Source organism: Priestia sp. FW507-14D1A, assembly GCF_058781295.1.
Window position 1 is genome coordinate 872,934 of sequence record NZ_JBYSWQ010000002.1, and the last position, 21,803, is coordinate 894,736.

Sequence of the window (21,803 nt, forward strand, 5' to 3'; positions counted from 1 at the left end):
GGACTTCCTTCTGCTATTTAATTGCCTTATGAACTTTTAATTTCTTTCCTTTAATCGTTTTGTTTTTCATTGCTTGTAACACTTTTGGACCTTTTCCATTCAAAATCTCTACATAAGAGACATTTTCTTGGATCGTAATAATTCCAATATCGTCCGCGGTTACTCCGTCTAACTTCGCAATTGTTCCCACAAAATCAACCGCTCTAATTTTCTTTTTCTTTCCTCCGTTAAAATACAGCTTCATAATGTCTTTATTTAATGACTCGCTTTTATCCTTTTTAACTTCTGGACGCTCATTGATTTTTTCAGTAAAAGCGGATGCTGCCTGCTGTACTTCTTCTTTAGAAGGAGGAGTAGATGCTGGAATTGAAAAACCGATATATTCTTCAATTTCCGATAGCATTCTCTCTTCATAAGGCGTTACAAATGTGATAGCCTTTCCTTTTTTACCGGCACGTCCCGTTCTTCCTGTACGGTGAACGTAGCTTTCTTTTTCTAACGGAAGGTCGTAGTTAATAACGTGTGTGATATTATCAATATCAATTCCTCTCGCAGCTACATCTGTCGCCACTAAATAGCGGAATTTACCTTTTTTGAAATCATTCATAACCTCAAAACGGTCTTCTTGTACCATTGCCCCGTGAATTTTATCACAAGGATACCCAAGATCATCTAAATCATCTAACAGCGTATTTACCTGCTCTTGTGTGCGGCAAAAAATGATGCAGCTGTCTGGGTTTTCTACTGTGGTTACGTCTTTCAGCAGTTCAAATTTACGTTCGTTTTCTACTGATATAACAGAATGGTCAATCGTACTTGTCGTTAATCCATTTGCTTTGATTTCAACATCAACCGGCTTTTTCATATACTTGCGAGAAAGCTCTTCAATATCTTCAGGAAGCGTAGCAGAGAAAAGCATCGTTACACGCTCACTAGGAAGATGTTGAATGATTGCTTCTACTTGGTCAATAAAACCCATATTTAGCATTTCATCTGCTTCATCAATAACCAAATAACGAATTTTCTCTAATGCAAGCGTTTCTTTTTCTATATGATCAAGCACTCGTCCAGGCGTACCTACAACAATATGTGTTTTTTGCTTTAATTCTACTTTTTGCTTAGCAAACGGTGATTTTCCGTAGACAGCTGCTGCTTTAATTCGCTTAAAACGGCCGATATTTGTAATATCTTCTTTTACCTGCGCGGCCAGCTCTCGTGTAGGTGTTAACACTAAGGCCTGAGGCTTATTTTCTTCCCAGTTAACTAATTCACACAGTGGAATGCCAAAGGAAGCCGTTTTTCCACTTCCTGTTTGAGACTTCACGACAACATCTCTTTCTTCTAGCGCGATGGGAAGCACCTTGCTTTGTACTTCCGTGGGATGATTGTATTGCAGGCTAGAAAGCGCCTTAGCTACCTTATCGCTAAGACCATATTGACTAAAACTTCTTTGATTCATTTTGTACCCTCATTTATTTTAAATTAGTGATTATCTTTATCATGACCTGATGCACTATGTTTCATTATACTTTAATTCTTCTATACGCGCTCAAGATTTAATGTAGCATTGATTTGTCAAACAAAAGAGAAAAGCCGCTCTCTTATTAATAAGAAAACGGCTTTGGTATGAGCGATGAGGGATTCGAACCCCCGACCCCATCCCTGTCAAGTAACAGGTTTGAAAGTGGAGTTAAAGAAAATCCAACAACGTTGACATACTAACATTTCGTACATTCTGTTGCTTCAATTATAACTACTTGACCTCAACACTTCAACTATTTTTTTGAATGAATAAATTTAAATTTTAAATATAAAGAAGAAATTTAATTATACAAGTTCAGGTTGTTCAAAATGAACAAGTGTATATTTTTCATAATGCTGTTCTTCTAAATAATTATTTACAATTTCTTTTTTTACTGTTGCTTTTATTGCACTCGGCACTTTAAATTGTACATTGTTGCTTTTCTTTAATTCTCTAAACATTTCAGATGACATTTTCCCACTTATTTCCCCAATAGTAGTAGTTACAATTCTAAATTTATTATAAGAAGTATTTATTGATGTTAATACTCCTTCTACTTCTATTTCTTCAACAAGCTTCTCACTTTTTTCTTTGAGGATGCTATTTAATATGCTTAATTTATTATAAGATTCTTTATCGAACTTTACTTCTTTAGATCTCATTTGTAATTTGGTGTTTGCTTCCAATGTTAAAGAAAAATCATTATCCACAATATCTTTAAGCATATTCTTAACACTTTGTATTGTTTCTATTGAGTATTCTTCATCTATGTCGATTTGTTCTTTGATTTCATTTGGACTTTTATGTTTAATATCGTCAATTAACTCAAATAAGTTATTTAAAGATTTCTCAGGAACCTCGAATAGATCAGCTTCCAATGGTTCAGCTTTTAACCATACACCAAAAGAAGAAGGTTGCAAAGAATCAACCCTTAAATTGATAGCATGTTCTGGTTTTTGTCCCATTAATTTATTTCCAATATCATACGCAATATCGTTAATTGATTCTTTTAAATTACTAAGGATATCTAAGAACAAATCTAAACCTATGTCATGCCTATTTTCATCGTCCTTTAATACCATTTTAAACTTCGAACTATCAATAATATCTTCTTCTATTTTTACAAGTTCTTTTTCCGTTACATAATCATATTCAACAAAGAAATCTTCTTCAGGAAAACTTTCAGGATCAAAATTATTAGCATCCACAAGTTCAATTTTTAAAATTGAATCGGGCTGGTTTTGCGATGGATTCATAAAAAGATAATGAAGTCGTTTTTTTTCAAATAAATGATTAAGTAATTTCAATACCGAAAGTCTATGTTCCATTAAATCAGCACATTCTTTAATGGAAATTCTTCCAAACATCCATTTATCGGTATTTCCTTCTAGTTCTTCTACGTAGTAATTTACATAATATTCATTAATAGGAGATTTAGAAACGAAGAATAAAGGAAAATCATAGTAATCAAAGATGTGAATGATTTCCAAGCTTTCGAAATCAGAATATTTTTTTATTTCCACTTTAATTCTCCTCTCCTAATCTTGAAAAATTTTTACCATATCTACATTTTCATATAACCACAAGTTCAAATGTTCTCTTTCTGTTTTATGTATACCGCATTCCGAAGTAATTCTACCTGGTAAAAGCGTTTTATTTTTGAAGGACTTATATTTTTTAGGCATCTCCATTGCCGCCTTAGTTGAAGTAAAGAACGAAATCGCAAGAGCTTCGCATGTTTTACTTGGTGGATAAGGTCGCTTTCTTTCCTTATGATTTAGAAAATCTATTTCTCCCACTGTTTCTTTTTCAATAAATCTATATACTGGACTAACATCTTGTTCAATTGCATCCGCAGGTGGACACTGTTCTGGCATATTTGCTTGACTTTTAAATACCATTATTATTCTGTCCTTTCCCCCAATTATTATTCTTTATACATAATGATTGCTAGTACATTCATGTAAATGTTCCTAAGACAAATATACCAATCATTTTGGATAGTAGAACAAATTCGACAAAAGTAGACAAAAAATATTGGTTAACTTTGTTAAGCTGAGTATATGCGATGACATAAAAAAAGAAAACAGAAATATACATTTTGAATCTGTAAACCAAGTTCAATAAGAGTTTCTGCAACTATACAAGAAATGTTATCTCATGAAATGTAGATTTTACTTTTTAACCCACGTAACAGATTTTACATAATCATTTTTTGGAACGCCTGTAGCACTGACTTTCATAATCGTTACATAACTATCATTTACAGGTAAATCCATTAAACTCATTTCGAAAATTCCTGTGCCTGAAGTAGCATAACCAGGAGTGCTGAAAATTGTTGGAATATCATGTTTAACTGGCACCAAATAATTTCCACGAACTTTGAATATGGCAAGCTCTGTGACTTGATCAATATATGTTTCCCAATAAAAATTTGTAGCTGTGACTGAAGTAGTCGCAAAAGTACCGCCAAATGTGGAGATTGGCAAATTTTCAATATCACTTAAATTTTTTAACCTTATATTATTTATACGCATTTTTTAATTTCCTCCTAAAAAATAAGGAGCTCCCGAAGGAACTCCATTGTTGATATTATGCAGTTTTTACATCAAGTCGAGCAAAACAATCTTTGTTGATTACTTTGCCACCCGCAAAAACATCCATTACGTAAACGATTGTACCTTTGTACGCTTTATTTGTATTGGAAGTCGGTTGTAAATCAAATGAACGGTATTGTTTATTGATTTGGTTTCCGTAAATATCTTGTGTGACTGATTTCAAATTTTCAGAGAATAACGTTTTGTAACCAGCTTTTAAGTTACTAAGAATGATACGATTTTCGTCTGCATAATCATTTACTACGATTGGAAAACCAAGTAGATGATACATTTTTTCACCAGATACTTCATCCATATCAAATTCAATGTGGTCTTTGAAATCTACATTAATCAGAATTTTATTTAATACATTCGTGTGCATGATAAACTCCGCACCTTCACGGTATGTTTGATTCATTTTTCCGATTAATGTTGTTACGTCAAGCCATGAAATTTTGTTTACTTCAACACTAGGTGTAATACTTGAAACTGAAGTATCAGCATTTAAATTTTCCATATTTCCTTCGCCTTTGAGCATTGAACGATTTAAACCATCATGAATACGGTCAATTGCTGTATTTTCAATGACTTCTTCTTGTTCAGCACGATTTGATTTTTCCAATAATGTTTTTGAAGCTTCCACTCCTGTGCCAATACGTTGAGTATCAATAAGAACTTTAGTACCTGTATAATCATCTAAAATGACATTATCTGAATCGCCTACGAATAAATTTTTATCGTAGTTTTCAGCGTCTTGAAGAACTACTTCCAATTTTCCTTCTTTTTGAATCTCAATATTAGTACGACCAACTAATGAATATTTCCCCTTCATTTTCTTCGCTTTTTCTCTAATTAAATTGGTTTTAACAAGGTCCGAATCAAAAGTGCCGACTGGTGTCATCATACGTGCTTCTTGATATTCTAAGTTATCAGCTGTAGTTGCTGTTTTTTGTTTTTCCAATGTTGCTTCCATTTTACGAATTTCTCCTTTTAAATCTTCAATTGATTTTTCAATTTCTAGGTCTTTTCCGAATAAAGACAGCATTTTTTTACGTGATTCCAAGTTACTTTTTTTAACGTCAAGTTGTTCTTGAAGTGTTAATTCACGTTGTTCTGCTTTTTCCTCAGGTATTTCAACGTCTTCGATTACTTCTATAGAACGAGCTGCAATTGATGACTGAACATATGCTGGGTTCTTCACTGCACTAACCTCAAACAGATCCAATTCGTTAATTGTGCGTTCTGAAATACCGTTATTGCGTTTCTCCCATTTTTGACCACGTACAGCCATACCAAATGACATATTTGTGATAATGCCATCTTTGATTAGGTTGTAGTAATCTTCGCCCCATGAAGTAGGAGTAATTTCAGCTTCCATGTAAAGCCCTTCCGAATCTTCACGAAGCGTTAACTTGCCATTTTTGGTACTTGATAAAATTTTCTTACTATCATGTTCCGCAAGAAACTGGATTTCCGTAGCACGTTGTAAAGCACGCTTAAATGTGCCAGGCATGATACGCTCAACGAATTTATTTCTTGTTCCTAATGGTTGTGACCATTGATTTGTTTTATTTACATAACCAGACACGACCATTTTGTCTTCAGCAATTGTATTTAATTGGAGTTCGTTAACACGAAGTTCCATTTTATTAATTGTCATAATAAAAAACTCCCTTGATTTAAAATAAAAAACAGCCACCAAAAAGGTGACTGCTTAGAAAATATGAAGCTACGATCTGTTTACTAGGAGTTGAAACGTTATCGTAACTCGCAATTATATTAAGTCATAAAATGACTTTAAATTTGTTGTTTGGATTGTTTTAAATGATGTTTAACACAACCACTGGTAACTGTTTTGTTTTTCCATGATTGGAGTACTTCATTTAAAATAAATAAAATCTCATTTTGTTTTAAGCCTTCATCATTAAAATGCTGAATGATAGCTTTTTTGACTTCTAATTCAATATCAACGTTTGGAAGTTTTTCTTCCAGCTCCGTCAATTTATTTAATACTTGCTCCATTAAATCCATTCGATTCATCCTTTAAATTTACTAAAGACGTAAATAAGATGTGATACGTCTTCTTAATATATATACATTTCTATAGGTGGGAGTAAGCCCTTTTGTGCAATCTTTTTTAAAAAGGTACTTACTACCCTACTTTCTGTTAGTCTCTGTAACTAACAAAAAAGGGAACAGCAACTCATTTAGTCGTCATTCCCTTTAAAAATGTTATACAATTTCCATGCTTCTTTAGCTTGCTTATCATTTCCATTCATTTCTGCCATTTCATATCGTGTATGATAATACTCAGCAGGAGAAAAGCCAGTTTGACTTTGATAATCGTCAATCAAGTAAATTACAGGATCAATTAAATCTTTTCTTGTCAGCATTTCGAGTGCTGCTTCTTTTTGTTGTTTATCCATTGTTAAATTTCTTCTCCAATACTTTATTTAAAAATCCAACATTTTCTTCGGAAGCAAATTGAGACACACTCTCCTCATTGAGTTTCTGCATATGTTGGCGCATTTCAGGTGTTAAAGATAATGATTTCGCAAGAGCTAAATATGAAGCTGTATATTCTTTAATAATTTTTAAATGAGGATTTGGCTTGGGACCATGTGTTGTAGGAATCATTAAGCCGTTCTCATTAACATGAATACGAGCCTGTTCAATAATGCCTAAATGAGATGCTAGGTTCGTCATGCTTGGTTTATCAATGTCAGTTATCAATTGGATTTTCTCCAACTGCTTCAACAGAAGTTTATAATATTTAAGTCCATATTCGTCCAATGAACTTGGAATGTTTTTAAAGTCTTCTTTTGTCATTAACTCAGCAAATTCTTGTTCTTTTTGCTTCCGTTCATCTAAATCTTTTTGCGAATACTTTCCTGTCAATGTATCTGCTGGTTTTCTTGCTTTCTTTCTACCGATTTTCTCCATAAAAATCAACCTTTCTATCATATTTACAGACTCTGTAAAAGACCCCGATTTCAAACGAATATTATACCTGTGATGTAAAGGGAGGTTACCCTCGTCCGTACTTCCCTTTAACTAAATTTTGTTTTACCTATCGGGGCTACCCTATTTGCTCTTCTTTTTCTTGTAGCAATTAATCCTTATTGAATCTGCTATGTCGCATATAAAATCAACGACAATCATTATTAAATCGTCCAATGTTATTCACCTTTTCATAAATAAAAAAGCAATCACAATTATATTTGCAATCGCCTTTATAAACTGTATTCATAATCATTCGGCACAACCCAATCAAAGTCCAATTGCTCTACAATGCCAAGTTGTTTATTACATGTATCACATAATGTGATGAGGTTGCTATGTTCAAAGAATAGCTCAGGATACTTTGAAGCAGGTTTAATGTGATGAACAGTTACCTTGCTACTTTCTATGATTCCATACTTAATAAGACACCTTTGACAATGAGCACCATCACGCCTAATAATGTGTGGTCGTGTCTTCCGTTTCCATCGGTCACTATTCCTCAGCTTATCAACTTCATTTGGTTCTTTTTTACGCCTGTTACGATTCCTACAGTTGCACCGTGTTCCCATAGGAATGAAACGCCTACAACCACTACATAATGTCTTCATGCAATTTCCTCCAACATAGATTTATATTGTTGTTCCATGTTCATCGCTTTTAAACAATGTCGTGTATATGCAATAGCTAATGTAATCGCATTTATCTCCCGATATGTGTGCTTGAAATTTGCTCTGATTGCATATTGTTTCTTAACAGTAATCATTGTTTTCAATAGCGTATGATCTTGCAACGTAATGTCTTTTTCTAAAGCAGATAATATTAAATGGAATCCTGCGAGTACCGATTGTTTTTCATCAAATCGTACATAATGCTCCATAATCGCATTTAAAATATCAAAATGCTTAAATCCTTCAATATCTTTTGCGCACTGGAGCACATTTGTTTTTAATTGTTTAATATACTGACTATCCGTTTTCATATAAAACCATCCTATTCTTATATTGAACTTTAAGTTAATTTAGTTAAACATAGTAAATATCATTGATTGTCTGATAATCAAAACGCTCCCCATCGTATGTGTATACAATAGGTTCATAAACGTTTGTATTGTCAGTTTCTTCGACTGTTACATTGCCTTCATAGTCATATTTAATTATTGTATTCATACCATTCACATGAAATAAAAGAACATAATCAAGTTCATATTGTTCTATAGCTGCATGATAATCATTGTCCAAATAACCACCATATGCAGACACGAAATATTCAATGCCATGCTCCAATAATTCATCAGCAGGAATTGTGCTGAAATATCTATATAATTCAATCATGTATTCTTTCGTACCGTCGTCAATTAAAATCATTTGTGTTATCTCCTTTTTGAATATTAATTTTCAATTCGCGTTTGGTATTTGCTTGTTTAACCACTTCAGCCTTGATTTGAGCTGTTGGACTTGGTAAACCCGTTTTGTTCATTTCGTTTGCATATACCGTAAAATCTTCCGTCTTTAATTTGAAACGGACTTCTACATAATTACTCATTTAATAACCTCCATTTATTGTCTAATAGTGTCTGATAGCGTCTAATATATATATATAGATGTGACATAGAAATAAAGGGTATTTTGCAATCTGTAGCATAATTGTAGTATTTGGGTAAGATTCTGTAAGATCAGTAGAATATTCTATGGGGTAACTAAAATAGGTCAAACGTGGTCAGCAATCCATTGTAGGAGTAAGAAAAATTTTAAATTCTGTTATAATAACAACATATAAATAGGTCATTCGTTCAATAATTGGGCAATCGTGGCGAGGAAACCGTTGCAGGAGTAAGACCCATTTTCAGGACTGTTATAAGTCATATAGATAATTAGGCAAACATAACACAACAACAATTGCGTAATGCAATGGAGCAATAAGGATAGCTATGCTATCCAGTTATAAGTACTTTATATAACGATGCAGACACGGCTTAGCATCGTTAATTAGCTTGCGCTAATGTATGACGTCATTTTTTGTTTTGTTTATTTTTAATAAATACATAAAACCTCACCTACTAATCATTTACTATAAGAAAACGACTAGTTGATGAGGTTTTGTGCATCATGATTATTATTTACTTACGCAATAATGAGTATCTCCATTAACTCGAGGTGCTAACAATTTAAAACCTTCTGATACAAGGAATTTCCGCATTACAGACGTTCCAGGTTTTTTACCTCGAGAATCTTTTACGCCAAATACTTCGTACATATAACTGCAAAATTCTTTAAAAGTAGCTGAATCCATTATTTTACCCATATGACTTTCAATGAATGGAATCATTTTCTGTTCACGATTTTCTTCAATTTCTTGTTTTTTAGCCCGATTTTCATAATGAGCATTTTTATGGTCAATGCTGATATTGATGTATCCCATATCGGATAAAACATGTTCCATAGTCATATGCAATGGCATATTACGGACTTTATCTTCTGCATACTGTTCTTTAGCATCTAATAACCGATTCAAATAATTCAATCGGTAGTATGATTTTGACACCAAACAGAAATTAACAATCAATTCCGTACTAAGTAGACCTTCTCCTACATGACGGGCTAACATTTTGATACATGTAACTTTGCCTTGTGAATCTGCATTTTGAGCATTTTCTTTCTGTTCATCTTGCGATTGTGCATTTAATGAGTTAATTAATTCAACATGTTTCAAACGGTGAGCATATTCTTCAATAAAAGCGCCTGTACTTAAATTTTCATATGCTTCATACATCATAATTTGCTCCAAGGCCAGTTCTTTTTCACGTTGTAAAAACACCCTGTCTGTATTAACAGCCCAAACTTTGAGCTTATCGTCAGGATTGTTGATATTGAATCGTTTACGTCCAATCATTTGTTTCATCGTTACAGGGTCGTAGTGATCCAGTAAAATGATATGCTTGAGGTCTTCATCTTTAAAATCGACTCCATTATCGACAGCTGCGTTTGCCACTGCACCGTCTTCATCAAATTTATGAAGGTCAACAAGCTTCTGATACTTTGCTTTCATTTCTTTAATGATTTGAATTTGACCATTTCTATTATCCCACTTGGAATGATAGAAGCCGACACAACGAGTATCACTACTTAATTCTTCAGACAAAGATTCAATTTTATTTTTGCTGTAACTGCTATTTACAAATAAAATGTATTTTTCAGTAACAGGAATGTTATTGATAATATCGTAGAAATCCTTGTTTGTGGCAATACATTCAATTCGTTCGTTAAATCCAAGCTCCTTTGAGTAATCAATTGGCTTCATGTCGATTTTCCGTACTTCTGTATAATCGAGAAGTTCTTCTGGAGTAGCTGTAAACATAGCACATGGAACATCTTTCGACCGTTCAATAATCCGTGTAAACACATCGTCCGTTGTGCCATTCCATGAATCTTGTAAAAAATAATGCGCTTCGTCCATAATGATTAAATCAAACGCCTTTAGAAATTCTTCATCTTCATCAATTCTTTTTTGTGCGGTTTGATAGCTATAGACATGCACCGAATTACGGTAGACATAATAACCATCTTTTTCAAATGTTTGCAAAAAGGTTTCATCAATCGCCTTTAAATATTGTTCCAGTAACGCGGAACGATTGACCAATAATAATACACGTTTCATCCCAAATGGAGCTTTCATTGCCTGATATTCGTTTTTCATTTCTTCAACGATTAGGTATGTCTTTCCACTACCTGTAGGAGCTACACAAAGCTTTAAACCATTTATTTTAAACAAATCGTCCTTATCTTCTTTTTTTAGTACTTCTGATAAATATTTCATTCTAATTCCTCATTCCAATAAAAATAACGTTCATACATATATTCTACTGTCAGCAATTTTACTGTCAGGAGCGCCATTTGAAAATCCGTCTGATCTCCCTCACAACATATGTTAAGACCTACTAAAATGCCGATTTTAGGATATTTATATAAAGAGAAATTCACCTCTTGTCAGCCATCTTTTAGTGCATTACCATAATATGGTACACACTAATTAGGAGTTGAATTGCAAATGAATATGACATTTGAAAACGTAATCGTACCATTAGCCAAAAGCTGTAGTGACAACCTTTTTCAGCAAATTTACTATATGACTTACATGGAACAAACAGTGAATGAATTACAAAATGCAGAAGTGATTGCGCTTCAAAATTGCGAATTAGGAGATGAAAAATAATGCAAGAATACCAAATGGAAAATCTCATTAGAACATTAATCCGTCATCTTAAAAATAGGGACGAATTGAATGAAAATATTTTTTATGAATATATGAAACACGTATGTAATGCAGAAAGTCCGTATTATATGCTAGGTGACTTAGCATTGTTGGCTAAAGTCCTGAAAAAGTATGAGATTCTTAAATTCATTGATTTGATTGAACCATTCGATAAACATGCAGCTATGCAGTTGGATATTTTGGTGATGGAGCATGAGTGAAGAAAAAACGGGACTAAAAAATGTTTATAAGAAGACGTTGGCGATGGAATTATGCAGATTAGGTCACGACATAGAACATTCTATGCGAAACAAAAGAGATAAACGTTTTCAAGTATATGTATTCAAAGAAACTCCTGAGCTAATACGTGACATGTTGTATTTGACTCAACGTGACCAATTCAACAAAAGAAAATGATAGCAAAAAAGAAACCACTGATCTTTGTCAGTGGTCTTTTTACATTATAAAGATAATGCGCTAAAGTTCGGTTTGCTTTCTTCATATTTAGAAATCCATTCAGCCAGCTCATCAAAGTAACTTTGCACTTCTTCTTGACTTTTTGTTTGTGAAGCGTCCCAAATGTCGGAAATGAAATATCCAATGTCTTGTGGGAATGAAATTGATTCAGAACGAAAAGCTTGTTCAATACCAGGGCTTGCGTGTTTATCGCTTTCGATTCCTTTGTATTTCATTGTTTTCACAATCCAACCATTTTCTGTTTTGGTTAATGTGTAATTATCACGATGACCCCAACGACAGCTGTAAACTCGCATTTTAAAATCAGTTCCAATATTTTGCATTACGTTTCCTCCCCAAATATATTTCAATTCATTTTATACCATATAAGGAAATTATAACAGTAATAAACAATATATTCTTTTTACTATTAACACATAAACACGAACATTAGGTGTTTACATATGTTAATAGGTTCGGTTTTTATATTAAAAATATTAAAAAAAGCTTTACAAAGTTCGGTTTAAGGTGTTAGTATACGTTTATACAAAACAATCCAAGCCTGAAAGGTACGATACATAATGACAAATTTAGCTAACGCATTAGCCAAACACATGGAGTATGAATTAACACAGCTTTCTTATTTAACTGCTTTACTTGATGAAGAAGGTATAAGATACCGATTCTTGCCTAGAAATTCAAAAGTTATTATATTCATAGGAAATTTTATGGAAGGATTATCTTTTGAAGTTGAAACATGTGAGTACGGTTATAAATTGTCTCCCAAATATGTTGATGGAAAATATTGTTGCACCAATTTAAAAACAATTGAACGTTCTTATGCTGAAACTATTATTGATAATATTTGGAAAATCATACGTAACGTTGACTTTATGGTGGATAAACGAAAAAAAGAGATAGAAGCTTGGAAACGTAAGCTCAATACATTACATAAAAAGGAATATCTTGAGGACGTAAAAAACGAATATGCTGTGAATGAATACCAAGTTCATTGAGCTCGGTATTTTTTGCCTATATGTACCGAATTAATACAATATTACATTTAAACACATTAGTTTGCGTTTAAACGCATTTTTACTTTCAAACGATTAACTACATTTGAACACTTTAGAACGTTGTTTATACGTCAATCTGTGGGTTCATTTTTTCGTTTGTTTGATTTTTGCGTTCATTTAATGAAGAAAAACGACTTCTGAAAGTTTTTTAAAAAATTTATCGGCTTAACCTTACATTAGAATTTTTCACAGTATAATAACTGTGTAATGAAAAACAAACGGAGGTGAAATAATCCAATGAATATAGAATTAACGGATTATGAAAAAGCCGTTTGGAATCAACTTCCAAAGAAACAACGCGAAAGGTATTTAATGAAAAAATACATTCGCTGGTATAAAACCGAGATCAGTATTTCCCAGCGTGATTGTCACCAACGTATGAATAAATGGCTAATCGAACAAGACGCAGATTATAAACAAAAAAAAGTTTCACAACGGTACATGAACTCTGGCACGAGCCATCTATTGAATTGGATATGATAACGAGAAAATAATTCAGAATTTTCACTTAATTATCCTTACATTTCAATCTAACACAGTATAATGACTGTGTGATAACGAAACACACATAAAAAATTCAAAAAAAAATGAATCAATTACTCGGAGGTAATTTAAATGAAAGAAATGAATGTAAAAAAAATCATGACAGATATGGAACGAATCAAATATCAATTAGAAATAATCCAAAATCGAGAAAGAGAAATGTTTCAAGAAATTGTATTACAATTGGGAATTAAAAATGACAATCCTTTAATTTTTATGAATCATGCAAATTCGATGTTGGTTGCTTGGACGAAGGACTTAACTTTTGAAATTAATTTAAACAAAAACAGTAATGGCTACATTTTACAAACGCTCGTTCTTGAAGATGATGAATTTGAACTGGCTCTTGAAAAAATCAGACGTAAACAGGCTAAAACAATCGTTCAACACATGGAACGAATTATCAATGATTTACCAAACTTGATTCAAAAACGTAAAGAATATTATGCAGCATTGAATCAAGAACGTGAGGAAAGTGATCAACGATATAAAGAAAAAATTCGTCAGGAAGTAATTGTTGAAATGCAAAATGAAAAGAACAAAATTAAAACACGTAAAAAGCGCAAGACAACAATGGCTCATGAAACAATGCCAATACCTGTTCTTACTGAACAAGAAGCAATTGAATTATATGGAGATACACCTGATTTTTGATTAAAACACGGGGCTCGTAAGGGCTCCCACACAAACAAAATACAGAATATTTTGAATATTAATATTCAATTATTAAAATTAAACCAACTCAAATGGAGGAATTATTATCATGACAGTAGCAGAATTAACAAAAGAAACAGTTGAATTTAAAGGATTTCACATGTTCTCGGTGAAGGATAATTGGCATTTATTAAAGCCATTTTTACATGATAAAGCAGTTGAATTGAAATTAAATGAGATGATGGATTTACTTTGCAATGTACACTCAAGCGTTATTAAAAAAACATGGATAAATGGGGCTGCTCCTTGGAAATACACTCCTACAGACGCATGGACAAAACACATAAACAATTCAGTTAAAAATGACAACGATTATTTGTCTGAGCTTGCTGAATTGGAACAAAAATGGGTGCATAAATTATTCGGACAAAATGATCACATTGACGATTACAAGGAAGATCTTTATAAACACAAAAAATTCCTCCGCAAGTATGAATTATTGAGAAACAAATATGATGAAAAATATGCTCCTCAAAAAGATACGATTGAATATTACCAAGTATATAAGGCATGTCATTGGATAAATCGCGTTCTTGAAGTATTGCTTCAAACAGCTTTGGAAGTAGAAACCGACTTATGGCAGACGGAATTTCATACTGTAGTTACATTTGAAATTGATGGTTACATATATTGCGCTGACATTCTTAATGAATGGAAAAGCTACGTCGATTTGGTTGGATTTATGGAATATGATATTCATCCTGATTACAAACCAAATTAAGTATTGAGGTCATTGGTTTTAAATCAATGACTTTTCCTTTCCAATTAAATTGGTTCCTCATCCTGACAGTCATTTTTCACTTACATATAATAAAAAATCAATGGAGTGATATATATGAAAAAACAATTCGTATCATTTGAAGACGTTAGGCCAGATTTAAAACGTTATTACAACTCAGAATTAAATGACGGTAAGCTTATGAGCGAAATATCAACAGGACACAGCAAAAAAATAACAATGATTTGTGACCGTTGTAATAAAACGGAAAATAAAAACATCCGTAACTATTGTAACTTTCCTGACCGCCCCTTTTCTTGTACATATTGTAAATCGATTAGCTTCAATTCTCCTGAATTGGTTGTAGAATGGGATTATGAGAAAAATGGGAAACTGTCACCTGATTCTGTCAGTGCAAAATCAAACAGAAAGCTTTGGTGGAAGTGTTCAAAAGGGCATGAATGGTCAGCAGTTGTACACAGCAGGACGTCGAGAAAATTAGGTTGTCCTTATTGTTCAGGCTATAAAATCACAGAGGAAAATTCTTTGGGACATAACTTTCCTGAGCTTTTAAAAGAATGGGATTACGATAAAAATACTAACATATCTCCTTTCGAAATTGGCAAATGTGTTAGAACGAAAATTTGGTGGAAGTGTTCGGAAGGACATGAATGGAATGCAGTTGTTCACTCTCGTACAAACTTAAAATCTGGTTGTCCGAAATGTAAACTTTCTAGAGGAGAAAAAATTATAAATGATTGGCTCACTAATAATTTTATTCACTTCATTTCTCAATATTATGTTAATGGAAGGCATTATGATATTTATATTCCTAAAATGAAGTTATTTATAGAAATTCATGGAATACAACATTTTAAAGAGATTCCTTTTTTTAATAAACGGAGCTTGAAAGAGGAGCAAGAGATTGACCGCCAAAAACAGGAATATGCAGAAAAACACGGTCATTATATGATGGTTGATTACCGTGAGCATGATCCTGATTTGACGTTAGAACGTTTTATTAGTAAATTTCTTAAATTCTTAGATAACAGTTAATAAAATAAATAATCACGTTTCCTTTTAGAATTGTTACTTTTAAAAGGATTCATGATGCTAATCTGTTGTTTAAATAGCATCTTGAAAAATAGTAATTATTTCGGCTGTTATCACAATAAACATAATAATTGTAGCGATTAAAAATATCCATATAACTATAGCAGAAACTCCAATGGATAAAACAAGTTTAAGTAATAATATAAAAGTGCTGAGTAATATAAATTCTAAGACAATATCAGAAACTTTTTTTCTCAGGTCGCTAGACTTGCCACCTTTAATCAAATTTGTAACAGAAATTAGAAGTGCGGAAAATGCGATCAATAATGTAAGGGATACATCAGTAAAAACTGAAGCTATTGTTAATAATTTTTCTTGATAAAAAATTAAACCCACTGCTAGTATAAGCATCAAACCATAAAAAATCCCGTGATTCCTAGAAAAATATTTGCTCAAAGGCTTCTCCTCCTTTAAAACTCATTGATATGAATAATATAAAAGATATTACTTGTAAAACTATATCTTTTCTACCATATTATATCAATACTTTTTTGAACTATGATTATCAGTCACATCTACCAATCAAATGTTCTATTTAAGGAGTCTTATTTGATATTCTGTTTCCGAAGGGCTTGTAAAGTAACAAACTTTCGTGTCTATATCTAACAATCAGCTAAATGACATTAGTTGCCGACTCTACTCCGTATTAATCCTATACTTGTCGACCCATTAGGACACCGTAGAAATCGTTTAAACCGTGATGTTCAAATACTTTTGTGCCATTACTACACTGTATATGATTCTTTACTTTGGATAAGGCTCCTTCAAAATATTTTTTAAAGTTGCGGATTCCTTTTTTGTTTTTTACTTCTGTCAGGATCTTGAAGAATAGAGTTTTGTTTATGTGTTGTTTAAATTTTATGTACGCATTATGTATTATTTCTTCTTGTTGAACCTTTTTACTGTTAACATTAGTGTTTTTATTATAATTTTGATAAAAATTATAATTTGTTTTAGAAAAGGAATTAGAAGTGTTTTCAGCAACTTCGACTGGTTCCGCGTCACTATTGACTCGCTCCGTTTGTTCACCGTTTGTCATTTCCGTTTGATGTTCTTGTGAAATGAACGTAAAAATAAGTGCTGCAAACTGTTCCCCAATGTTCCGATTTTGCTCAATCTTTAATAAATCAGCACAATTTTCTTTAATTTTCTTTAGGTTTCTGCTAATTGTAGATGCAGTTACACCGCACTTTTCTGCTAGTGTAGAGTTTTTCTGACTCACTACAAACGATTGTTTCGCGTATGCTTGACGAGAAACTTCTTGAATGATGATATATAGGGTACTACCTGTTTTAACACTTAAACGTGCAAGCAAACGTTTCTGCAACGCATTGATTTCAGATTTAACGTTCATATTCATACTCCTTCTCAGACGAAGGAAACTTTGCTATAATTGAGTAGCAATGTCCTTCGGATATTGTGTGGGAAACGAACGGTAGGATTGCAGTCCTTTGACCCGTTCGTTTTTATTTTGTAAACTTTTCTATACTAACATATCCTAAATTTCTTCTAAACTATTTTTTTCTTTTATTAGAACGTTTCCGTTGAATTAAATTTTCGCTTCCGAAAAACCCGTGATTATGATGTTTTTCTTTTATCGTAGAATCTGCTAAGTGACTATAAATTAATACTGTGCGTAAATCGGCATGTCCAAGAATTTTACGCAATGATTCAACATCTCCTGATGAACGTAAATACTCAGTTGCCACCGAATGACGAATTAAATGTAAATAAAATCGTTTCTTGATTCCTGCTTCTTTCGCCCATTTTTTCAAATCACGTAATACATTATTTTTGTTTAACATGCGTCCTGACAGTGACAAGAAGACAAGATTATCTGTTTCTCCCTCGAACGCTTCATTTTCATCTAATAATTGATTTAGCAAACGATATGTTTTATTGCTCAATGGAATGATCCTGCTTTTTCTTGACTTCGCATTTACTGACCGAATTAATATTGTCTTATTCACGCGGTCAATGTCATCTGGTGACAAGAGCAACGCTTCAGTAATACGTAACATGCCATCAATCAAAAGATGTAGCAAAACAGTATCTCTAAAGTATTTGAACGATTTGTTAGAATAAAACTTTGCTACCTTGAGCAAGTTATTTAATTCGCCCCGTGTTAAAACATCTATCTCTGTGCTGTTCTGCTTAAAACCTTCCCAGTTATCGAATGGATTACTTTGTATTAACTTTTTTCTCAAGCACCAATTAATGAAGGTTTTTAAAGACCGTATACGAGTAGCGATTGAAGCGTCTGCTAATCCAATTGTTTTGACACGCTCAGGCACATTGTTGTTATTCTCAAATTTTATATATTCGTGTTTCAACCAGTAAACATAATCACTTATAAATTCCGTTGTAATATGCGTTACATGTAGAGTTGCTTTACTTCGTGTTTCATGGAACGCTTCTAGGTTTTTAAATAATGCTACGAATTTATTTAAAGATGGTGGACGTAAATTCTGTTTCGATTTAAATTCAAGGAACTTCTCAAATACTACTTTTGCTGAATCTTTTTTTAAAATTTTTTCATCTTTTCGTTTATGAGGTTGGCGTTTATTTACTCGAGGTTTTTCATCGAAATAATTAAATGAGGACAACAAAAAAACACTCCTTCACTCTAAAATTAGAATGAACGAAGTGTTTTCGTCAAAACTTGATTGAATCATTACGAAGGTTTTGCTAGTTATAAAAACAGCACCAACGCAACAAATTCAATGGTATGAGCGATGAGGGATTCGAACCCCCGACCCCATCCCTGTCAAGGATGTATTCTCCCACTGAACTAATCGCTCGTGATATGTATTGACTATATTATAGAAAGAGTTATCCAATTTTGTCAACTATTTTTCCGCAGTTCCCAAGTTGGAAGGATCGTCTTTACTTTTGATAAAATAAAAACATGCCATAAAGGAGCGTGACGGGATGAAAGTACCAACTTTAAAAATTGACAGCCGTGTACTTCAAGGATTCGCTTTCAAAGAGACAATCGAAAAAGCGCTGTTACATGAACGTTCTGCTAAAGACAGAGAGAAATGATTCACTAAGAGGTGTATTTGATGAATATTAATTATTATTTTAGTCGGTTTTTAGCTAAGAAACCGGATAGCCCAACGTATGAAAGCTTAGCTGCTTTACAGAACAAACACATGCTTCATGTTCCTTTTGAGAACTTAGATGTTCTGTCTCAAACCCCTATTATAATTGAGTTAGAACGAATTTTCCAAAAAGTAATTGTAAATTTGCGGGGAGGATTTTGCTACGAATTAAACGGTCTATTTGGCTGGCTGTTAAAAGAAAGCGGATATGAAGTCTCTTACGTTTCAGCTACCGTCAAAAAACCCGACGGCACGTGGACCATTGAAGGAAGTCACGCTACAAATCTTGTGACGATTAAAAATCAGCCTTACATCGTAGACGTTGGGTTTGGAGATTCTGTGCGCAAGCCAATGCCTTTAAATGGCGAAGTAGTAAGAGATGTAAGCGGCTCTTATCGTATGACAAACGTTGCTGAGCATATGTACGATTTGCAGCGATGGGAAGATGATGTATGGAAAACGCTGTACCGTGTGTCTACGCTTCCTAAGAAACTGACTGACTTTACTCCCATGTGTGAGTTCAATCAAACGTCAGCCGATTCTCCGTTTGTACACAAACGTCTTGTTACAATCGCAACCCCTACAGGGCGCATTACCCTTTCCGGTGAAACGCTGACTGTAACAGATGGCGAAAAAAAGACGAAAAGGAACCTTTCAGAAGAAGAAATACCTGATATTTTACAAAATCATTTTTATATTATTAAAGGATTTTATTAATATGTCCTTACACGAAAAACCGGCCTCTTATGGGGCCGGTTTTTGTACAGGAGTAATCATCCTGTTTTCTACAGGCGACTTTAAAATAATTGAGGTATTCACATTTCCATAAGGAATCAGTTCATCCACTAGCATTCTAAGTCCATCCATTCCAGACACGGCTGCTTTAATAAAGTAAGAAACCGGCCCCGTTACGCGATGACATTCAAGCACGTCTTCATTTTGCTCAATAAAGTCTTCAAATTCCTCCGGTTTTCTTTTTAATTCACTTACTTGAATAAACAGCTGTGTATCTCTTCCTAAAGCTTTCGGAGACACCGTAGCGCTGAAACGCTGGATCACCCCTCGTTCCTGAAGACGCTGAAGTCTTTCTGATACGCTTGGACGGCTAAGAGCCAGCTTTTTTGATAAATCACTAATCGTCATACGTCCGTCCCTTTGCAAAATAGACAATAGTTGTGCATCGATTTGATCCATACAAACCTTTCCTTTCAAAATGAATATAATAAATAAAATCTTTATTCAAGTTGATAACAGAACAAGTATTATTTCCTTCATTTATACATGTGTTTTCTTTATTTAATATCCTATCATTAAAGTAGATAATTGAAAATGAAAATTCCGAAAAAACAAACAAAGGGGTTTATTTATGAAAAAAGTTTTATGGATTATTCTTGGATGTACGATTGCAAGTATTGGTGTTCTTATCTTGCGGCACTCTCACGTAGTGACCGGGGGAACAGCTGGTCTGTCTCTTAGCTTGTCATATGCCCTTCCCTTATCGTTTGCCGTGATCTTTTTTCTCATTAATATTCCTTTTTATCTCTTTTCCTTCTTTCAAATGGGATGGAAATTTACTGCCACAACTATAGGATCAGTGTCTTTGCTATCGCTTCTCACTTCACTCGACCACTTGCTTCCTTCTTTTACACTTCCCAGCCTGATGGGTGCTGTTACGGGCGGACTAATTGCTGGCCTTGGCTTATCCATTTTATTTATGAACGGAGCTTCTCTCGGCGGTGCTAATATTCTAGCGTTATTCGCGCAGCGAAAATTCGGTTGGGATCCTGGAAAAGTGAATTTTTCATTTGATTTCCTTGTCGTGCTGTCGAGCATGTATTCAATTGGACTTTCAAAAGGAATTTTCTCTGTTATATCCATTGCGATTACAGGTTTTGTCATCAGCTACTTCAAACAAAAGATTGCTTTACACAATCAACCGACATCCGCTTCTTCCACACAGCCTTTAGATAATGCGCTTTCTAAATAAAAACCACGATTTAGCTGTGGCTAAATCGTGGTTTTTATTTACATTTTTTCTACTTTTATAAAATCAAATTGGGCTTCATACCCTTCTCCTTGAGGACTACAAGCGTAAATACCAACTTGAACAGGTTCTTTGGTTGAGTTCAATAAGTGAGCGAGTCGGAGCTGAGTCCAAGAATCTCCATCACTTGAATAACAAACGGTGTAATCATCGTTTTTGCGCTGAATTTTAAAATAAAGCGCTGATTTGTTTTGAGTAAAATTTTGACTGGACCAATCTGAGAAGCCCTGGTTGGTTACGACTGCTCCTAATTGGTTAGGACCATCGGGATTGTATTCAACTGACGTTTTGATCCACGTATCTTTTGATACACGAATCATGAGACCTGCTTGATCGTAGCGATTAACTGGATATGTATGCACCTTTGTCATGATTTCAAAGTCGCCTTCTACTTCACGGTAAAGAAAGTGTCCATTGTCCGCTTTAAAGCCATAATGAGTACGCTGCCAAAAATCCGTTTTAGCGTCTGTTTTAATCACTAATCGATTCGTTTCTGTATCAATTTGAAATTGAGCTGGTGGACAATACCAAGAAACGTCTGAATCTAATTTTCCTTCTGAAAAGTTTGTGAAAAATACTAGTTGATTACTCACTCTCTGTCATTCCCTTCTTAGAAGCTATTATTCTTCTATTTATATTTTGCCATAATTTAACGAATAAATAAA

The 21,803-nt window shown here is 33.5% G+C and carries 29 protein-coding genes and 1 tRNA gene; 10 read left to right on the top strand and 20 right to left on the bottom strand.

Features of this window, described 5'->3' with window-relative positions:
- Positions 1-13 precede the first annotated feature (13 nt).
- The 9 genes from AC3WJG_RS12755 to AC3WJG_RS12795 form a co-directional block, all read right to left on the bottom strand.
- Positions 14-1,459, bottom strand: coding sequence for a DEAD/DEAH box helicase (locus tag AC3WJG_RS12755; RefSeq protein WP_337133838.1), 1,446 nt, complete (start codon positions 1,457-1,459; stop codon positions 14-16).
- Between the two features lie 368 nt (positions 1,460-1,827).
- Complete coding sequence (locus AC3WJG_RS12760; protein WP_337133839.1) at positions 1,828-3,045, bottom strand: hypothetical protein; 1,218 nt, start codon at positions 3,043-3,045, stop codon at positions 1,828-1,830.
- 15 nt (positions 3,046-3,060) lie between these two features.
- Entirely contained in the window at positions 3,061-3,423 is a 363-nt protein-coding gene (locus tag AC3WJG_RS12765) for a hypothetical protein (RefSeq protein WP_337133840.1), read from the bottom strand.
- A gap of 273 nt (positions 3,424-3,696) precedes the next feature.
- The gene (locus AC3WJG_RS12770; protein WP_337133841.1) at positions 3,697-4,059 is read right to left on the bottom strand and encodes a hypothetical protein; all 363 of its coding nucleotides are present in this window, start codon (positions 4,057-4,059) and stop codon (positions 3,697-3,699) included.
- Between the two features lie 55 nt (positions 4,060-4,114).
- Positions 4,115-5,779 (bottom strand): HK97 family phage prohead protease, encoded by a 1,665-nt coding sequence (locus AC3WJG_RS12775; protein WP_337133842.1) that lies wholly within the window; start codon positions 5,777-5,779, stop codon positions 4,115-4,117.
- Positions 5,780-5,916: 137 nt separating this feature from the next.
- A complete protein-coding gene (locus tag AC3WJG_RS12780) occupies positions 5,917-6,150 on the bottom strand; it encodes a hypothetical protein (RefSeq protein ID WP_337133843.1) in 234 nt (77 codons plus the stop codon).
- Positions 6,151-6,326: 176 nt separating this feature from the next.
- The gene (locus AC3WJG_RS12785; RefSeq protein WP_337133844.1) at positions 6,327-6,545 is read right to left on the bottom strand and encodes a hypothetical protein; all 219 of its coding nucleotides are present in this window, start codon (positions 6,543-6,545) and stop codon (positions 6,327-6,329) included.
- The gene (locus tag AC3WJG_RS12790; protein ID WP_337133845.1) at positions 6,538-7,062 is read right to left on the bottom strand and encodes a P27 family phage terminase small subunit; all 525 of its coding nucleotides are present in this window, start codon (positions 7,060-7,062) and stop codon (positions 6,538-6,540) included. Before AC3WJG_RS12790 ends, AC3WJG_RS12785 begins: the two co-directional genes overlap by 8 nt.
- Before the next feature lie 290 nt (positions 7,063-7,352).
- Positions 7,353-7,583, bottom strand: coding sequence for an HNH endonuclease (locus AC3WJG_RS12795; RefSeq protein WP_419789175.1), 231 nt, complete (start codon positions 7,581-7,583; stop codon positions 7,353-7,355).
- Here AC3WJG_RS12795 and AC3WJG_RS12800 point away from each other — a divergent pair.
- Positions 7,500-7,721 carry a hypothetical protein gene (locus tag AC3WJG_RS12800; protein ID WP_337133846.1) on the top strand — a complete coding sequence of 74 codons (222 nt, stop codon included), beginning with the start codon at positions 7,500-7,502 and terminating at the stop codon, positions 7,719-7,721. The genes AC3WJG_RS12795 and AC3WJG_RS12800 overlap by 84 nt on opposite strands.
- A gap of 5 nt (positions 7,722-7,726) precedes the next feature.
- Here AC3WJG_RS12800 and AC3WJG_RS12805 read toward each other — a convergent pair whose 3' ends face one another.
- The 4 genes from AC3WJG_RS12805 to AC3WJG_RS12820 form a co-directional block, all read right to left on the bottom strand.
- Positions 7,727-8,101: a hypothetical protein gene (locus AC3WJG_RS12805; protein WP_337133847.1), complete on the bottom strand. Its 375-nt coding sequence runs from the start codon at positions 8,099-8,101 to the stop codon at positions 7,727-7,729.
- Positions 8,102-8,144: 43 nt separating this feature from the next.
- Positions 8,145-8,486, bottom strand: a complete 342-nt coding sequence (locus tag AC3WJG_RS12810; protein WP_337133848.1) for a hypothetical protein — start codon at positions 8,484-8,486, stop codon at positions 8,145-8,147.
- Positions 8,473-8,664 carry a hypothetical protein gene (locus AC3WJG_RS12815; RefSeq protein ID WP_337133849.1) on the bottom strand — a complete coding sequence of 64 codons (192 nt, stop codon included), beginning with the start codon at positions 8,662-8,664 and terminating at the stop codon, positions 8,473-8,475. Before AC3WJG_RS12815 ends, AC3WJG_RS12810 begins: the two co-directional genes overlap by 14 nt.
- A gap of 570 nt (positions 8,665-9,234) precedes the next feature.
- Positions 9,235-10,935, bottom strand: coding sequence for a DEAD/DEAH box helicase (locus AC3WJG_RS12820; protein WP_337133850.1), 1,701 nt, complete (start codon positions 10,933-10,935; stop codon positions 9,235-9,237).
- A 231-nt stretch (positions 10,936-11,166) separates the two neighbouring features.
- Between AC3WJG_RS12820 and AC3WJG_RS12825 the strand changes: the two genes are divergently transcribed.
- Together AC3WJG_RS12825 and AC3WJG_RS12830 are read left to right on the top strand one after the other, a co-directional pair.
- Positions 11,167-11,331: a hypothetical protein gene (locus tag AC3WJG_RS12825; RefSeq protein ID WP_337133851.1), complete on the top strand. Its 165-nt coding sequence runs from the start codon at positions 11,167-11,169 to the stop codon at positions 11,329-11,331.
- A complete protein-coding gene (locus tag AC3WJG_RS12830; protein WP_337133852.1) occupies positions 11,331-11,591 on the top strand; it encodes a hypothetical protein in 261 nt (86 codons plus the stop codon). Before AC3WJG_RS12825 ends, AC3WJG_RS12830 begins: the two co-directional genes overlap by 1 nt.
- 240 nt (positions 11,592-11,831) lie before the next feature.
- Here AC3WJG_RS12830 and AC3WJG_RS12835 read toward each other — a convergent pair whose 3' ends face one another.
- Positions 11,832-12,170, bottom strand: coding sequence for a hypothetical protein (locus AC3WJG_RS12835; RefSeq protein WP_337133853.1), 339 nt, complete (start codon positions 12,168-12,170; stop codon positions 11,832-11,834).
- Positions 12,171-12,407: 237 nt separating this feature from the next.
- Here AC3WJG_RS12835 and AC3WJG_RS12840 point away from each other — a divergent pair, with 237 nt between their 5' ends.
- From AC3WJG_RS12840 to AC3WJG_RS12860, 5 genes are all read left to right on the top strand, one after another.
- On the top strand, positions 12,408-12,842 hold the full coding sequence (locus AC3WJG_RS12840) for a hypothetical protein (RefSeq protein ID WP_337133854.1): 435 nt from the start codon (positions 12,408-12,410) through the stop codon (positions 12,840-12,842).
- Between the two features lie 297 nt (positions 12,843-13,139).
- On the top strand, positions 13,140-13,382 hold the full coding sequence (locus AC3WJG_RS12845; protein WP_337133855.1) for a hypothetical protein: 243 nt from the start codon (positions 13,140-13,142) through the stop codon (positions 13,380-13,382).
- A 135-nt stretch (positions 13,383-13,517) separates the two neighbouring features.
- Positions 13,518-14,099 carry a hypothetical protein gene (locus tag AC3WJG_RS12850; RefSeq protein ID WP_337133856.1) on the top strand — a complete coding sequence of 194 codons (582 nt, stop codon included), beginning with the start codon at positions 13,518-13,520 and terminating at the stop codon, positions 14,097-14,099.
- Between the two features lie 109 nt (positions 14,100-14,208).
- Positions 14,209-14,880, top strand: a complete 672-nt coding sequence (locus tag AC3WJG_RS12855) for a hypothetical protein (protein WP_337133857.1) — start codon at positions 14,209-14,211, stop codon at positions 14,878-14,880.
- A gap of 114 nt (positions 14,881-14,994) precedes the next feature.
- Complete coding sequence (locus tag AC3WJG_RS12860; protein WP_337133858.1) at positions 14,995-15,933, top strand: zinc-ribbon domain-containing protein; 939 nt, start codon at positions 14,995-14,997, stop codon at positions 15,931-15,933.
- Between the two features lie 69 nt (positions 15,934-16,002).
- On the opposite strand, the gene AC3WJG_RS12865 is transcribed toward AC3WJG_RS12860, so the two are convergent.
- From AC3WJG_RS12865 to AC3WJG_RS12880, 4 genes are all read right to left on the bottom strand, one after another.
- The gene (locus tag AC3WJG_RS12865; protein WP_337133859.1) at positions 16,003-16,386 is read right to left on the bottom strand and encodes a hypothetical protein; all 384 of its coding nucleotides are present in this window, start codon (positions 16,384-16,386) and stop codon (positions 16,003-16,005) included.
- Positions 16,387-16,642: 256 nt separating this feature from the next.
- Positions 16,643-17,344 carry a hypothetical protein gene (locus AC3WJG_RS12870; protein ID WP_337133860.1) on the bottom strand — a complete coding sequence of 234 codons (702 nt, stop codon included), beginning with the start codon at positions 17,342-17,344 and terminating at the stop codon, positions 16,643-16,645.
- 160 nt (positions 17,345-17,504) lie between these two features.
- Positions 17,505-18,596, bottom strand: coding sequence for a tyrosine-type recombinase/integrase (locus tag AC3WJG_RS12875; protein WP_337133861.1), 1,092 nt, complete (start codon positions 18,594-18,596; stop codon positions 17,505-17,507).
- 123 nt (positions 18,597-18,719) lie between these two features.
- Positions 18,720-18,791: transfer RNA gene (locus tag AC3WJG_RS12880), tRNA-Val, on the bottom strand.
- 264 nt (positions 18,792-19,055) lie between these two features.
- Here AC3WJG_RS12880 and AC3WJG_RS12885 point away from each other — a divergent pair.
- On the top strand, positions 19,056-19,811 hold the full coding sequence (locus tag AC3WJG_RS12885; RefSeq protein WP_060744836.1) for an arylamine N-acetyltransferase family protein: 756 nt from the start codon (positions 19,056-19,058) through the stop codon (positions 19,809-19,811).
- A gap of 27 nt (positions 19,812-19,838) precedes the next feature.
- Here AC3WJG_RS12885 and AC3WJG_RS12890 read toward each other — a convergent pair whose 3' ends face one another.
- Complete coding sequence (locus AC3WJG_RS12890; protein WP_013055467.1) at positions 19,839-20,288, bottom strand: Lrp/AsnC family transcriptional regulator; 450 nt, start codon at positions 20,286-20,288, stop codon at positions 19,839-19,841.
- 172 nt (positions 20,289-20,460) lie between these two features.
- Between AC3WJG_RS12890 and AC3WJG_RS12895 the strand changes: the two genes are divergently transcribed.
- Complete coding sequence (locus AC3WJG_RS12895) at positions 20,461-21,081, top strand: YitT family protein (protein ID WP_028407503.1); 621 nt, start codon at positions 20,461-20,463, stop codon at positions 21,079-21,081.
- Positions 21,082-21,119: 38 nt separating this feature from the next.
- On the opposite strand, the gene AC3WJG_RS12900 is transcribed toward AC3WJG_RS12895, so the two are convergent.
- Complete coding sequence (locus AC3WJG_RS12900; RefSeq protein WP_337133862.1) at positions 21,120-21,731, bottom strand: DUF1349 domain-containing protein; 612 nt, start codon at positions 21,729-21,731, stop codon at positions 21,120-21,122.
- Positions 21,732-21,803: the final 72 nt, after the last annotated feature.

What these genes read in the sequence shown, in the direction of transcription:
- AC3WJG_RS12780 (WP_337133843.1), bottom strand. Translation starts at nt 6,150, where the DNA reads ATGGATTTAATGGAGCAAGTATTAAATAAATTGACGGAGCTGGAAGAA.
- AC3WJG_RS12850 (WP_337133856.1), top strand. Translation starts at nt 13,518, where the DNA reads ATGAAAGAAATGAATGTAAAAAAAATCATGACAGATATGGAACGAATC.
- AC3WJG_RS12775 (WP_337133842.1), bottom strand. Translation starts at nt 5,779, where the DNA reads ATGACAATTAATAAAATGGAACTTCGTGTTAACGAACTCCAATTAAAT.
- AC3WJG_RS12830 (WP_337133852.1), top strand. Translation starts at nt 11,331, where the DNA reads ATGCAAGAATACCAAATGGAAAATCTCATTAGAACATTAATCCGTCAT.
- AC3WJG_RS12855 (WP_337133857.1), top strand. Translation starts at nt 14,209, where the DNA reads ATGACAGTAGCAGAATTAACAAAAGAAACAGTTGAATTTAAAGGATTT.
- AC3WJG_RS12765 (WP_337133840.1), bottom strand. Translation starts at nt 3,423, where the DNA reads ATGGTATTTAAAAGTCAAGCAAATATGCCAGAACAGTGTCCACCTGCG.
- AC3WJG_RS12790 (WP_337133845.1), bottom strand. Translation starts at nt 7,062, where the DNA reads ATGGAGAAAATCGGTAGAAAGAAAGCAAGAAAACCAGCAGATACATTG.
- AC3WJG_RS12755 (WP_337133838.1), bottom strand. Translation starts at nt 1,459, where the DNA reads ATGAATCAAAGAAGTTTTAGTCAATATGGTCTTAGCGATAAGGTAGCT.
- AC3WJG_RS12785 (WP_337133844.1), bottom strand. Translation starts at nt 6,545, where the DNA reads ATGGATAAACAACAAAAAGAAGCAGCACTCGAAATGCTGACAAGAAAA.
- AC3WJG_RS12805 (WP_337133847.1), bottom strand. Translation starts at nt 8,101, where the DNA reads ATGAAAACGGATAGTCAGTATATTAAACAATTAAAAACAAATGTGCTC.
- AC3WJG_RS12840 (WP_337133854.1), top strand. Translation starts at nt 12,408, where the DNA reads ATGACAAATTTAGCTAACGCATTAGCCAAACACATGGAGTATGAATTA.
- AC3WJG_RS12820 (WP_337133850.1), bottom strand. Translation starts at nt 10,935, where the DNA reads ATGAAATATTTATCAGAAGTACTAAAAAAAGAAGATAAGGACGATTTG.
- AC3WJG_RS12825 (WP_337133851.1), top strand. Translation starts at nt 11,167, where the DNA reads ATGAATATGACATTTGAAAACGTAATCGTACCATTAGCCAAAAGCTGT.
- AC3WJG_RS12885 (WP_060744836.1), top strand. Translation starts at nt 19,056, where the DNA reads ATGAATATTAATTATTATTTTAGTCGGTTTTTAGCTAAGAAACCGGAT.
- AC3WJG_RS12810 (WP_337133848.1), bottom strand. Translation starts at nt 8,486, where the DNA reads ATGATTTTAATTGACGACGGTACGAAAGAATACATGATTGAATTATAT.
- AC3WJG_RS12835 (WP_337133853.1), bottom strand. Translation starts at nt 12,170, where the DNA reads ATGCAAAATATTGGAACTGATTTTAAAATGCGAGTTTACAGCTGTCGT.
- AC3WJG_RS12860 (WP_337133858.1), top strand. Translation starts at nt 14,995, where the DNA reads ATGAAAAAACAATTCGTATCATTTGAAGACGTTAGGCCAGATTTAAAA.
- AC3WJG_RS12870 (WP_337133860.1), bottom strand. Translation starts at nt 17,344, where the DNA reads ATGAACGTTAAATCTGAAATCAATGCGTTGCAGAAACGTTTGCTTGCA.
- AC3WJG_RS12890 (WP_013055467.1), bottom strand. Translation starts at nt 20,288, where the DNA reads ATGGATCAAATCGATGCACAACTATTGTCTATTTTGCAAAGGGACGGA.
- AC3WJG_RS12815 (WP_337133849.1), bottom strand. Translation starts at nt 8,664, where the DNA reads ATGAGTAATTATGTAGAAGTCCGTTTCAAATTAAAGACGGAAGATTTT.
- AC3WJG_RS12895 (WP_028407503.1), top strand. Translation starts at nt 20,461, where the DNA reads ATGAAAAAAGTTTTATGGATTATTCTTGGATGTACGATTGCAAGTATT.
- AC3WJG_RS12770 (WP_337133841.1), bottom strand. Translation starts at nt 4,059, where the DNA reads ATGCGTATAAATAATATAAGGTTAAAAAATTTAAGTGATATTGAAAAT.
- AC3WJG_RS12845 (WP_337133855.1), top strand. Translation starts at nt 13,140, where the DNA reads ATGAATATAGAATTAACGGATTATGAAAAAGCCGTTTGGAATCAACTT.